Genomic DNA, 12691 nt, shown 5'->3' with positions numbered 1-12691 from the left:
CTCTCATTAACTGACAGGATGAAGTCATGTCCGCTCGTATGCTGGAAGGCCAGGTCGCACTCATCACAGGCGCAGGTCGCGGGCTTGGCCGCGCCTTTGCCGAACGTCTCGCGGCCCTTGGTTGCCATATCGCGATTCATGGCATGCGCGAGCACGGCCCTTCCGAGTTCGGTGGTACTGAAACGCTTACGGATGTCGCTCGATCGATAGCGGACAAGCATGGCGTCCGCACTTTCAAGGTGCTTGGCGATCTTACGGTATCGGAAGACATCGAGCGGGTCATTCAGGTCACCGAGACCAGTCTCGGGCCCATCGATATCCTCGTGCACAATGCCGGCGGCGACATCGCGGCTGCGGGCGGAAAGCCAAACCCGAATGATGTCGTGAATATCAAGGCCGAGGATGTGCGGGCCGTTATCGACCGCAATCTTCTGAGCACAATCTTCGTCTGCCAGCAGGTGGCGCGAGGCATGATGGAACGACGCCGGGGCCGTATCATCAACATCGGCTCAGTTGCAGCATTCAAAGGACGCACAAATGCATCGATCTACGCGACGGCAAAGGCCGGCGCGATGCATTTTACTCGGTGTCTCGCCGACCAGATGCGGACCTATGACGTCACCGTCAACACGATCGCCCCTGGCGACACACGCACGGAGCGATTTATGGCAACACGCACCGTCGATCCAGCGCGGATGATTCAGGAAGGGTCGCTCGACCGGATTGCCACCATAGATGAGGTTGCGCGCGTCATTGAGTTATTTGCGGGGCCTATGGGAGCCTTCGTATCGGGGCAGGTCATTCGCGTCGACGGCGGCGGCCAGCTCTGGCCGGCATGACGTCGAACGAGGTTCAAAATTGGCAACCTCAAATTTGCAACCGACTCACAGCAGCAACCATGATAGCCAACGAGGAATCTCTGCGTCGCAGCTCTGCCGAAGGCATACAGTCGTGCAGACGATCAACCACCTAGGTCGGAGCTGATGGTTCGACGGTGGAAAAATCCCTGAAGAACAGCGGCGACAATCGCAAGCCCCGCTCCGAAGATGCTCACCGCACCCCAGCCACCCTGCCCCCAAAAGAACGTCGCACCTGCCGACCCTACTGAGCCACCCAGGAACATGCCAGTCATGAAGATCGTGTTCAGTCGTCCGCGGGCTTCCGGATGCAGTCCAAATACAACGTGTTGATTGGAAATCAGCGCGCTCGTCACGCCGACATCAAGAATGACGACACCGACAATCAGCCCGATCACGCTTCCCCAGAGCCCGAATATGATCCACGATGCGCAGGTTATCGCTGCGCCGATCAAAGCCACGCGTGCCGGCCCGCGTTGATCCGCGAGCCTGCCGGCAAGCGGAGCCGCGAAAATGCCGACAGCGCCGACGACCCCGAAGAGTCCTGCGACGTCTGCTCCGAGCGCGAAACGCGGCTCCTGCAGATGAAGGGCGAGGATCGTCCAGAACACAGTAAAAGATGCAAACAGCGCGGCCTGCACGACGGTGGCCGAGCGCAGTGACGGCTCGTTGCGCCACAGATGAATCATGGATTTCAGCGCGCTGCTATATGGCATGGCGATGTAGGGATGGTTGCGTGGCAGCGCGATTGCCATTGTTGAGCCGGCGACGATTGCCAGGGGCGCGCCCACCCAGAACATCTCGCGCCATCCGGCATGGGTCGCGACAAACCCGGCCAATGTCCGACTGAACAGCAGACCGCACAGCAGTCCGGACATGATCGTTCCAACGGTTTGGCCACGCCGTTCCGGTGACGCCAACAACGCTGCAAACGGGATGATCTGCTGGGCGACAGTCGATGTAGCACCCACAAGCAAGGATGCAGCGACCAGCGCCCATGCGGTCGGCGCCAGTGCGGCGAGAACCAGAGTGACCGCCAACAAAGCGAACTGCCCAACGATCAGCCGCCGCCGATCCATCAAGTCGCCCAGGGGCACGAGGAGAAAGAGCCCCGCCGCGTAGCCGATCTGGGTCGCCGTCGGAATCAATCCCGTGGCAGACTGTCCTGGGAATTCAGCCTGGATCACCCCGAGCATCGGCTGGTTGTAGTAGATGTTGGCAACAGCGACGCCGGTCGCAGCTGCCATTACGAATGTCAGAGGACGGCCGAAGGGTTTTGAAACCGTTTGTACGGATGGGGTTGCAAGCTCAGACATCGAAAACCTCGCGAATGGTATGAGGTCGATATCTAGATTTATATCGAATACAGCTGTAGTGTCGCCGATAGATAGTCAGTCATATCGGAACTAGATATAATGGATACTGCTACCGTTGCCGTCCTGGTTGATGCTGCTTTGGTCGGAAGCCTCGCAGGAGCCGCACGCAGACTTGGCATCTCACCGATGGTCGCAACGCGTCGTTTGGCGGCCCTGGAGCAGGACCTCGGCGTGCGCCTGTTTCATCGGACGACGCGATCGATGTCGCTGACACCGGAGGGCGAAGCGTTTTTGCCCTACGCCCAGGCGCTGGTTGAGGGAGAGCTTGCAGCAAGGGCAAATCTTCGCGCCGCCAAAGAGGGCGTTTCGGGCACGCTTCGGGTTAATACCTCGGCAGCCTTCGGACGCAAGCTGATTGCGCCGATCATCCCGCGCTTGCTGACAAGCCACCCGGCATTGCGGATCGACCTTGAACTCAACGATAGCGTGGTCGACATAACGGGCACGGGAACGGACTTGGCAATCCGCTTCGCGGAGCCTCGCGAAAACAGTCTGGTTGCGCGATCACTTGGCATCAGCCCGCGCGTCCTGGTCGCAGCGCCAAGTTACATCGAAGCGCATGGTCGACCTTCTACCGCTGCCGATCTCAAGGAACACGCCTGCCTGTCGCTTTCGGGAGCAAGCCGTTGGCCGTTCCGCATCGGCGGACGCGAGCGGCAGGTGCCTATCAACGCGCGCTTCTCGGCAAGTAGTGCCGATGCTCTTCACGACGCCTGCGTCCACGGCGCAGGTATCACGCTTCTTTCTCACTGGAACGTTCGTGAGGATCTTCTGGACGGCCGGCTTTTACGCGTCGAACTACACGACGCCGAAACAGATGATCATACGATCTGGGCTGTCTATCCCACGGCCCGACTTGTGCTTCCCAAGGTCAGGATGTTCATCGCGGAGCTTGAGTTGCTTTTGGCGGCTCATTATCCTCACCGCCGGTAATTCCTGCACGTATCGCTCACCGAAACTGTCTGAGCACGCGTCCGCCGCCGGCATACCTCGTGAACCATCGACAGCTTGCCAGTCGCCGCGTATGCGCAACACCGATGGCAACGCCGGTGGCGACATGTCGCCACCGGCAGATGCTCATATGCTGTGTTGAATCAGGCCGCTTTGGCCGTTGCCACGTGATTGGCGAGGACGTCCATCAGCGCAGGCGAAAGGCAATCATAAGGCTCGAGGCCAAGTTCCTTGAGGCGTGACCGTATTGCGGGCATGTCGCTCGGCTTCACGCCGGATTCAATCACTGATGAGACGAAGGCGGCGAAGCCCGGTGCGGCCGAGCCGGTTTCTTCGAACAATTCGGGATGAATGAAGTCGAGGCCGTAAAACGCATGTCCCTTGTTCTCGATACGGCCGAACATGTGGGTCCCGCATCCGGTGCAGGCATGGCGCTGGATGGTCGCGGCCTGATCGACAATGCGCAACTTGTCGCCGTTTTGCAGCACGGTGACGTTTTCGCGCGGGACCACCGCGATCACAGCGAAGGTTGCGCCATCGGGCTTCCAGCATTTGGTGCAGCCGCAAGCGTGATTATGAGCGACGTCACCCTTGACGCCGACCTTGACCGGTTTGTCGCTGCATTTGCAGACCAGCGTTCCACCGGCAAAATGGCCCGAACCTTGTTTGATACCGCCGTCAACGGACGGGTGGATATGAACAGTCATCAGTCTATCCTCCTGGTGTGATGCGTCACATGTGTGAAGCATAGTTGTATTGGCACTCTGGTGTTGCGGCTTGTATTCAGAACACGACCACCGATCGGATCGATTTTCCTTCGTGCATCAGATCGAATCCCTTGTTGATCTCGTCCAGCTTGAGCACATGCGTGATCATCGGATCGATCTCGATCTTTCCGTTCATGTACCAATCGACGATCTTGGGCACGTCCGTACGGCCGCGCGCGCCGCCGAAGGCTGTGCCTTTCCAGACGCGACCCGTGACGAGCTGAAATGGCCGGGTCGCGATTTCTTTTCCTGATTCCGCGACGCCAATGACAACGGAGACGCCCCAGCCGCGATGGCAGGCTTCAAGCGCCTGTCGCATGACCGTGGTGTTGCCGGTGCAGTCGAAGGTGTAATCGGCGCCGCCATCGGTCAGCCCCACGAGATGCTGAACAATGTCGCCATCGACCTTCTTCGGATTGACGAAATGGGTCATGCCGAAGCGACGCCCCCATTCTTCCTTGTCGTCATTGATGTCGACGCCGACGATCTTGTCGGCTCCGACCATCCGCGCGCCCTGGATGACGTTGAGGCCGATGCCGCCGAGACCGAACACGACGACATTGGAGCCCGGCGTGACCTTCGCCGTATTGACCACGGCGCCGACACCGGTGGTGACACCGCAGCCGATATAGCAGCTCTTGTCGAACGGCGCGTCGTCGCGGATCTTCGCCACCGCGATCTCCGGCAGCACCGTGAAGTTCGAAAAGGTCGAGCAGCCCATGTAGTGATAGATCGGCTTTCCCTGATAGCTGAAGCGCGAGGTGCCGTCGGGCATCACGCCCTTGCCCTGGGTGGCGCGGATCGCGGTGCAGAGATTGGTCTTCTGGCTCAGGCAGCTTTTGCATTGCCGGCATTCCGGCGTGTAGAGCGGGATGACGTGATCGCCGGGCTTGACCGAAGTGACGCCGGGACCGACCTCACGCACGATACCTGCGCCCTCATGGCCGAGGATGGAAGGAAAGATGCCTTCGCTGTCGAAACCATCGAGCGTATAGGCATCGGTGTGGCAAATGCCGGTCGCCTTGATCTCGACCAGGACTTCGCCAGCCTTCGGCCCTTCGAGATCGACTTCGACGATTTCAAGCGGCTTCTTTGCTTCGAAGGCGACTGCGGCGCGGGTTTTCATTCTCAACTCCCTCGGTCATTTGATCTTGCGTCATCCGGTCCTGTGCCGTCCGAGCTCGCGTCATCCGGGATTGCAGATCAGCGCCTCGCTCGTGATCCGCATCAGTTCGGCTTCCCCATGCAGGCGCTCTCGGCCTCGGTATAGGCTGCGGGCTTTTCCTCGCGCTTGCCCGGGCGGACGCGGCCGACTGCATCATTGGCGCGCGCACGCAGATAGACGTAGAGATCGTCCATGTAACAGGCGACATTGGTGTTATCGCCAAAGGCCGGCATGACGCTTTCCTGCGAGGTGCTGACATTCTTGCGGCCGCTGGCGACAACGCCGAGGAAGTCGCCATAGCTCATCGTTTTCAGCGAGTCCTTCAGTGCCGGTGCGTAGGTCGATCCCATCCCATCGGGGCCATGACAAACGTGGCATTCCGAGTGATAGCGCCGGTAACCCGAATATGTGTACCAGTCGATGGTGCCATCGGCGGCAACGTTGAAGGTCGGATTGCCCTCCTTGTCCAGATACTTGCCGTCTTCGGATTTGACGGCTTTCGGATCGCCGGCATTCTCGGCGAAGCTCGTATTCCCAGAGGCCACGACAACGATCGCGGCAATAACAGACCAGATGTGACGCAAGAGCTTGTCCTCGGCATGCGATTTCAGAAAAGACCGGCGCATGGACGAAGCCATGCGCCGGTGACTGATGCGTCAGTTCACTGTGGGAGTGCAAAGACCGTCAGCGCGCCGCCGAGTGCGGTATAGTTGGTCAGGGCTGCGTAACCACCGACGGCACCGAGACCGGCAGTCGGATCCGTCAGACCCGCTGCGAGACCGATGCCGGCCCAGCCGCCGACGCCTGACAGGACGGCGATATACTGCCGGCCATTGTTTTCGTAGGTGGTGACGTTGCCGATGATGCCGGACGGAGTCTTGAACTTGTAGAGTTCCTTACCCGTCTTGGCATCGACTGCCTTCAGGTAGCCTTCCAGCGTCCCGTAGAACACCACGCCACCGGCAGTGGCGAGAGCGCCTGACCAGACCGAGAACTGCTCCTTGTTCGACCAGACGATCTTGCCGGTCTTGTTATCCCAGGCAATGAAGTTGCCCATATGGGTTTCGCCCGGAGGTGGGTACATCGACAGCGTCGCACCTACATAAGGCTGGCCGGCAGTGTAGTTCACCTTGAACGGCTCATAGTCCATGCAGACATGGTTGGTCGGCACATAGAACAGCTGGGTATCCGGTGAATAGGCCCCGGGTTGCTGATCCTTGGTGCCAAGTGCCGCCGGGCAGACGCCCTTGGTGTTGACATCTTCACCTTGCTTCTCGGTGGAGTACTGATCCACCACTTTCGGGCGGCCATAGGTCGGCGACGACTTGTTCATGTCGACACCGCTGGTCCAGTTCACCTTCGGATCGTATTTTTCGGCAACCAGCAATTCGCCGGTGACACGGTCCATGGTGTAAGCGAGGCCGTTACGATCAAAATGCGTCAGCAGCTTGCGGTTTTGGCCATTCATCTGCTGATCGCTAAGGATCATTTCGTTGACGCCGTCATAGTCCCATTCGTCATGCGGCGTCATCTGATAGACCCACTTGGCCATGCCCGTGTCGGCATCGCGCGCGAAGACGGTCATCGACCACTTGTTATCGCCGGGCCGCTGCTTCGGATTCCAGGTAGAGGGATTGCCCGAGCCGTAATAGACGAGATTCAGTTCCGGATCGTAGGAGGTCCAGCCCCAGGTGCAGCCGCCGCCGATCTTCCACTGATCGCCCTGCCAAGTCTTCAGGCTGGAATCCTTGCCGACGGGCTTGCCCAGCGCCATGGTCTTGTCCGGATCGAACATGATCTGGTCGTCCGGTCCTTCCGAGAAGGCTCGCCATGCCAGCTTGCCTGTCTTCAGGTCATAGGCGGTCATGTGGCACTGAACGCCGAATTCGCCGCCCGAGATACCGATCAGGACCTTATCCTTGACCACGAGCGGGGACGACGTGCCCGTTGCACCCTTGCCAGGGTCGCCGTTCTTGACGGTCCAAACTTCCTTGCCGGTCTTGGCGTCGAGCGCGACCAGCGTGGTATCGGCCTGGTGCAGGAAGATCTTGCCATCCGCATAGGCAACGCCACGATTGACGGTGTCACAGCACATCACCGGAATGACGTTCGGATCCTGCTTCGGTTCATACTTCCAGACGATCTTGTTCTCCTGCGACAGGTCCATTGCGTAGACCTTGTTCGGGAACGGCGTGTGCACATACATCATGTTGCCGATGATCAGCGGACCGCCTTCATGGCCGCGCAGAACACCGGTAGAGAAGGTCCATGCCACCTGCAGCTTGCCAACATTAGCCGCCGTGATCTGGTTCAGCTTCGAATAGCGCGTATTGGCGTAGTCGCCCGCTGGCATTACCCAGTCTTTCGGGTTCTGCGCCATCTTTGTCAGTTCATCATTGGCGATGGCAACACTCGCGGCAGAGGCCGCCATTGTGCCAAGACAGGTCGCAAGCAGCACCTTTCGCATCGTGATGTCCTCCCAGACATAATGCCGGGTCTCGTCAAGCGGCCCAGCTTCATTTTGGTATCTCTAAGTAGCAAGATCCGCTGCTGCATACTTGCCCAAGAGAGAAGCAGGCTTGCTCGACAGAGAACCTGTGCAAGATAATTTTCTCGTGCATGAACGAGAAACCTGACCGGGGATCTGGAAAGCCAGCGCCTTTCGCACTGCACACGGATCGCCGCACTGCGAGCTAACAGTGATGTTTCACTTGACGGGGCTGGTAGCGAGTCAGAGGATCGACAAAGAGAAATGAGTTACTCTGACCACGATTCACGAGCTGCGGGCTGTGCCTTTACATATTGTAACGCACGTTATTCCTTAGGCGCTTCGTTCGATATGTGCTTCGTTCTGTAAGTATAGTTCCTTCGCGCGACCTATTGTTACGTGATGGTCTTTGATCGGTGAATTGTTCATGTCCGATACGCTTAGTTCTCTCAGCACATCCGGATTGACGCCGACAAGGCAGATCCAGGTCTGGTCAGATACCCTGACCGATCTGTGCGGGCGATTTGACATCGATCCGCTGGAAGCATCCACATTCGATGGGCTGATCAGCTGCACATCGGTTTCGCGGCTGAAATTGTGCCACATCGAGGCGAGCCAGCATCGAATCGGCCACGCCGCCTCGCGAATTCGGCAAAGCGATCATCCGTATGTGAAGATCGTGTTCCAGACTTATGGCGTCTCGCATTTCGAACAGGACAGTCGCCGGATCGATATCGGGCCCGGCGATTGCCTCGTCTATGACGTGTCGTGTCCGCATACCATCGTCAGCCCGGCCTTTACGCGCCATGATGTCGTGATCGTGCCGAAGGAACTGCTGCATGAGCGCGGCCTCGGTGCGGGAAATCTGGCGGCCTGCAAGCTGTCGGCGCGCGCCGGCACCGGGCGCATCGCGCATGAATTTGTACAGGCCGCCTTCCACGAAGCGACCAGACTATCACCGAACAGCGCCATCGGTGTTGCGGATTCACTGATTGATCTGCTGCTGTTGCCGCTGCGGGAAGTCGACATGACGCTTGATCGCGTCGGTCCGGAAGCCATGTATGTCCGCGCGCAGGGTTTCATTCGGGAACATTTGCGCGACCCCGAGCTCAGCATCGATCAGATTTCGTCTGCACTGCATTGCACCAAACGTTATCTGCATATGCTGTTCAGCGACCGAGGGATAACCGTCAGCGACTATATCTGGCAGGCGCGGCTGCAGAATTGCCGGCAGGAACTGGAAGCGCAGAACGGAAAGACGATCACGGACGTCGCGTTTTCCTGGGGCTTCTCAAGTTCTTCGCACTTCAGTCGCGTGTTCCGGAAGTATTTTGGCGTGGCTCCGTCCGCGATTCACAGAGCGCATCACGGCCATCAGCGGCCCGCCCTCACCGCGGAAGTGTAGTTGCACTTCGGTTGGTCGTGCACATTTTGCGCCGCAACCTGACGAGTTAAGTTGAAAGACGTCGCCTCACTGCTTATCGTCGGGCGGCGCAATCATCGCGCAACCTCTGAGGAGACCAAGATGAGCTGGAAGACTCCGAAGATCGTGGAAGTGCAGGTCGGCATGGAAATCAACATGTACGCCTGCGCGGCCCGTAAGTGACAGATTGATCGTCTTGATCGATCTCTCCCGGCTCGCAGACTGCGGTTTGTGAGCCGGGCAGAGGCCGTTGAACGCGCGTTGCGGCTGTCAGACGTCCTTCGTATCGAAGATCAGGAGATCGACACCTCCATCCGCGAAGTTCGCGAGGTCGCCTGCCGCGGCCTGCCCTTCCGGCGAGGCGAGGCCCAGCTTGAGCGCTGCAACCGATTCGAAATCCAGCGCAGCGACCAGATGAATATCGCTGTCACCCGTCGGCGTTGTGACGGCCCCTGTACTGACACCATAGTGTCTCAGCCCCGGAATCTTCTTTGCCAGCGGGATATGTACAGATTGATAGTATTTGTCGAAGGCTGCGGGCTTCTTCGGTGTTTTGTAGAGGACCAGGAGTCTCGCCATGGACATATCCTTCCCTGACTATTGGCACTAACGGCGCGCCGCATGCGTATAGCAACCGATCCTGTTGCGATGTTCAAGTCAATCGCAGAGACGTCTTCGCGGCTGAGCCAATTTCGACTAGGCTCGCGCGGTGCGTTATCTTTATATATACGTCTCTCTTCGTTGACAGGATTGGATGCAGGTGCAGCGCGGCGTCAGGACAGTCTACGCGGCGATTCTTGCATTCAGCACGCTGGCCGTGCCACGCGTGCAGGCCGGTGATATCGATACCGAGCATATTTTCGGCTTCATGATCGGTAGTGACGTCGGCCGGGTGGGCGAGCGGGAATTCCAGAGCGAGACGACCGGGCGATTCGGCAAATCCGGCGGGCGCTATCGCGCGGGCGAGCAGGAATTCGAACTGGAGTTCGTTCCCGCCAAGGACATTCGCATCGAGATCGGCAGCAGTTTCTCAGCCCATCGGATCACTGGTGTTCCCGGGTTCGCCGATCAGCGCACGCTTGCCTGGCAAGGGGCATCACTGGACTTTCGCTACAGATTTCTTGATCGCGAGACGGCCCCCGTCGGCATGACGCTCGCGATCGACACACAGTTCAACGGGATCGACGAAACGAGCGCAGCGCGGGTCAGGAGCTACGGCACAGGGCTGACGCTGGCCTTCGATCGCGAGATCGTCCCTGATGTCGCTGTTGCGGCGCTCAATCTGATCTATCAGCCGGAATGGACGCGCTATGTCGATACCGGAACGCGGGAACGCGAGGCGAGCATCGGAGCGGCGCTCGGCGTCATGATGCAGGTGCGTCCCGGCATCCTTCTCGGAGGCGAGGCGCGCTATATGCGCCGATATGAAGGGATCGGCCTTGGCGAGCTGGCTGGTCAGGCGCTGTTCGTCGGGCCAACCGCCTATTTCCAGCTTTCGGACCGATCACGGCTGACTGCAAGCTGGAGCACCCAATTATGGGGCCGCTCGGAGGTGCCAGGATCGACGCTGGATCTGGTCAATTTTGAGCGCCACCAGGCCCGTCTGGTTTACGGGATCAATTTTTAGCCTGGAAATCGCCGAAACTTCGCGCTGACGGGCGCGTATTTCAGATGTTATCGTCCAGTGAACGATCAGGGATGCCGACATGAATATGATCAATCTGATCCTGACAGTCTGCGCGGTGACGTCACCAAACACCTGCGAAGAACGAAATCTGTCGTTCACCGCGGACTTCTCACTGCATCAATGTGCCATGGCGGCGCCGCCCTACATCGCCCAGTGGATTGGCGAACACCCGAAATGGACCGCGGTGAAGTGGCGCTGCGAATATCCGCATAGCCATGACAAGGCTGATACTGCGCAGGGAACAAAGGTCGGCTAACGACCGGGCGCTACTTGTTGCAATCCTGCAGGTCCTTGTCCGCAATCGAGAATACCGCATCGGCCTTGATCTCGATATTCCTGACCAGGCATTGGCGCGCCTCGGGGTAGCTGACCTTGGCATCGTAACTGCCGGGCTCTATCCCCGTGATGCGCAGCCGCTCATCATGATCGACTTCCTTATCCTTGTCCGCCAGTGTCAGGTTGGCGCTCCATTGCTGCTTTCCGGCCGGGGATAGCTGGAACCCGGTAATGGTCGACGTCGTCAGGTTCCAGAGCCTGATGCCCTTGCCGGCTTTGCCTTGAGCATGAGCGTGGCTTGCGATGAGCAGCAGTATGAGCGCCATCGATATAGATGTGCGTGACATGTCCCCTCCATATCTGTTCGGCTTGTTGAGCCGTTTCATTTTATTAGTATAGTTTGCCGGTCGTCTTCGCCAGCTTCGCTGGGGCTCTCGTGGGATTCGATCGAATGACAGGATATCTCGTCGCGTTTGCGGCCGTTGCCGTTTTGTCGGGGTCAGCAAGGGCGGCGGAGATCAATGATTATCCGACCTCCGCGCGCGCCGAATATGTCTTTGGCTGCATGAAGGCGAATGGCGAGACCCGGCAATCGATCGAACAATGCTCATGCTCGATCGATGTCGTGGCGTCGCTGGTGCCCTATGCCCGCTATATCACTGCGGAAACGGCGCTGAGCATGTCGCAGGTGCGCGGCAACCTGAGCGCCCAGTTCCGAACCTCGGAGCAGGCCAACAGCGCCATCAATGACGTCAGGCGCGCCCAGGCCGAGGCTGAAGTGCGCTGCTTCTAGCGCTATGGTCTGCATGATGCGCTGCGTTACATGCCGGAGCCATTGATCTTCCACTCATGCTTGAACTGATGTCCGTCGGTGTCCTTGGCCTCGGCGCGGAACGTCTTTGCGCCATTTGAGATGTAAGTGAATCGAATATTCGGGTCTTCGGAGATCGAGATCCCGCCCTCCACCGACAGGACCGGGCTGTCGTCCTGCCATAGCTGGAGCCGATCGACATAGAGGGCCGGAATATAGAGTTGCGTGACTTGATCCATCTGCAGGCCGGAATTGTTGGGGTGGCCGATCATGACCTGCGCTTCACGCGTACCGCTTTTTTCCTCGTTTTGCGCTCCGGCAAACTCCCTGTAGCGCATCTGGCCCAGCCGGCCCTTGGCCTCTTCAGCATTCTTCGCCGCAGGCGCAGAGCAGCCACCGGATGCCTTCACATAGGTTTGCACCACATGGAGCTTGCCGTCGTTGGTCTCCGCGACTGCGTGGACGTTGGTGTAATTGTTGATCCGGACACGCGTTGAAATCTCCGAGATATTTGCGTCAGCCCCGAGCTTGAATTTCGCGGCCATAGGCGCCGGGTTCTGGTCGATCACCAGCGTGATCGTCACCACCCGCGAGCGTGCGTTCGACGCGGGCTTAAGGCGCAACGTCACCGGCACGATGGCGGCATCCTCTGCGCGCGTCGGCATTTCGAGTGCAATCAGGTTGCTGCCGTCTTCCATCGGTCGGCTGTCGAAAATATCCTGAACCAGCCCCGGCCATGGATCGTAAGGCTCCGGACTAGCCGCGGACACAGAATGCGGACTGAGTACGGCGCTCAGCAGGATGGCGGCACAGACGCTGCGGATTGCAAATTCCGGCATGGAACGGCCCTCGCAAGGGAAGAAGCGACGCGCTTGATACTAACCCAACCG

The 12691-nt window shown here is 58.9% G+C and carries 15 protein-coding genes; 7 read left to right on the top strand and 8 right to left on the bottom strand.

Annotation, left to right across the window (positions count from 1 at the left end; genetic code table 11):
* The first annotated feature begins 26 nt into the window (after positions 1-26).
* Complete coding sequence (locus AB8A33_RS04085; RefSeq protein ID WP_439091535.1) at positions 27-839, top strand: SDR family NAD(P)-dependent oxidoreductase; 813 nt, start codon at positions 27-29, stop codon at positions 837-839.
* 122 nt (positions 840-961) lie between these two features.
* Here AB8A33_RS04085 and AB8A33_RS04080 read toward each other — a convergent pair whose 3' ends face one another.
* Positions 962-2173, bottom strand: a complete 1212-nt coding sequence (locus AB8A33_RS04080) for an MFS transporter (RefSeq protein ID WP_439091534.1) — start codon at positions 2171-2173, stop codon at positions 962-964.
* A 99-nt stretch (positions 2174-2272) separates the two neighbouring features.
* Between AB8A33_RS04080 and AB8A33_RS04075 the strand changes: the two genes are divergently transcribed.
* Positions 2273-3166 carry a LysR family transcriptional regulator gene (locus tag AB8A33_RS04075; RefSeq protein WP_439091533.1) on the top strand — a complete coding sequence of 298 codons (894 nt, stop codon included), beginning with the start codon at positions 2273-2275 and terminating at the stop codon, positions 3164-3166.
* 161 nt (positions 3167-3327) lie between these two features.
* On the opposite strand, the gene gfa is transcribed toward AB8A33_RS04075, so the two are convergent.
* From gfa to xoxF5, 4 genes are all read right to left on the bottom strand, one after another.
* On the bottom strand, positions 3328-3891 hold the full coding sequence (gene gfa / locus AB8A33_RS04070) for an S-(hydroxymethyl)glutathione synthase (RefSeq protein ID WP_439091532.1): 564 nt from the start codon (positions 3889-3891) through the stop codon (positions 3328-3330).
* Positions 3892-3967: 76 nt separating this feature from the next.
* Complete coding sequence (locus AB8A33_RS04065; RefSeq protein WP_439091531.1) at positions 3968-5077, bottom strand: S-(hydroxymethyl)glutathione dehydrogenase/class III alcohol dehydrogenase; 1110 nt, start codon at positions 5075-5077, stop codon at positions 3968-3970.
* A gap of 101 nt (positions 5078-5178) precedes the next feature.
* Entirely contained in the window at positions 5179-5670 is a 492-nt protein-coding gene (locus tag AB8A33_RS04060; RefSeq protein WP_439095851.1) for a c-type cytochrome, methanol metabolism-related, read from the bottom strand.
* Positions 5671-5777: 107 nt separating this feature from the next.
* Positions 5778-7583, bottom strand: coding sequence for a lanthanide-dependent methanol dehydrogenase XoxF5 (gene xoxF5, locus AB8A33_RS04055; protein ID WP_439091530.1), 1806 nt, complete (start codon positions 7581-7583; stop codon positions 5778-5780).
* A 448-nt stretch (positions 7584-8031) separates the two neighbouring features.
* Here xoxF5 and AB8A33_RS04050 point away from each other — a divergent pair, with 448 nt between their 5' ends.
* Complete coding sequence (locus tag AB8A33_RS04050) at positions 8032-9009, top strand: helix-turn-helix domain-containing protein (protein WP_439091529.1); 978 nt, start codon at positions 8032-8034, stop codon at positions 9007-9009.
* A gap of 120 nt (positions 9010-9129) precedes the next feature.
* Positions 9130-9210, top strand: a complete 81-nt coding sequence (pqqA, locus tag AB8A33_RS04045) for a pyrroloquinoline quinone precursor peptide PqqA (protein WP_081421972.1) — start codon at positions 9130-9132, stop codon at positions 9208-9210.
* Positions 9211-9297: 87 nt separating this feature from the next.
* On the opposite strand, the gene AB8A33_RS04040 is transcribed toward pqqA, so the two are convergent.
* Positions 9298-9606 carry an EthD family reductase gene (locus AB8A33_RS04040; RefSeq protein ID WP_439091528.1) on the bottom strand — a complete coding sequence of 103 codons (309 nt, stop codon included), beginning with the start codon at positions 9604-9606 and terminating at the stop codon, positions 9298-9300.
* 175 nt (positions 9607-9781) lie between these two features.
* Between AB8A33_RS04040 and AB8A33_RS04035 the strand changes: the two genes are divergently transcribed.
* Complete coding sequence (locus AB8A33_RS04035; protein WP_439091527.1) at positions 9782-10654, top strand: hypothetical protein; 873 nt, start codon at positions 9782-9784, stop codon at positions 10652-10654.
* 79 nt (positions 10655-10733) lie between these two features.
* The gene (locus tag AB8A33_RS04030; protein WP_439091526.1) at positions 10734-10970 is read left to right on the top strand and encodes a hypothetical protein; all 237 of its coding nucleotides are present in this window, start codon (positions 10734-10736) and stop codon (positions 10968-10970) included.
* A 10-nt stretch (positions 10971-10980) separates the two neighbouring features.
* On the opposite strand, the gene AB8A33_RS04025 is transcribed toward AB8A33_RS04030, so the two are convergent.
* Positions 10981-11337 (bottom strand): hypothetical protein, encoded by a 357-nt coding sequence (locus AB8A33_RS04025; RefSeq protein WP_439091525.1) that lies wholly within the window; start codon positions 11335-11337, stop codon positions 10981-10983.
* 104 nt (positions 11338-11441) lie between these two features.
* Between AB8A33_RS04025 and AB8A33_RS04020 the strand changes: the two genes are divergently transcribed.
* Entirely contained in the window at positions 11442-11783 is a 342-nt protein-coding gene (locus AB8A33_RS04020) for a hypothetical protein (RefSeq protein WP_439091524.1), read from the top strand.
* Between the two features lie 26 nt (positions 11784-11809).
* On the opposite strand, the gene AB8A33_RS04015 is transcribed toward AB8A33_RS04020, so the two are convergent.
* Complete coding sequence (locus tag AB8A33_RS04015) at positions 11810-12640, bottom strand: quinoprotein dehydrogenase-associated SoxYZ-like carrier (protein ID WP_439091523.1); 831 nt, start codon at positions 12638-12640, stop codon at positions 11810-11812.
* Between the last annotated feature and the right edge of the window lie 51 nt (positions 12641-12691).

The sequence above is a fragment of the Tardiphaga sp. 813_E8_N1_3 genome (assembly GCF_051811025.1).
GTDB lineage: Bacteria > Pseudomonadota > Alphaproteobacteria > Rhizobiales > Xanthobacteraceae > Tardiphaga.
The sequence above is the reverse complement of the archived record's forward strand: the minus strand, read 5'-3'. Positions and strand labels throughout refer to the sequence as shown.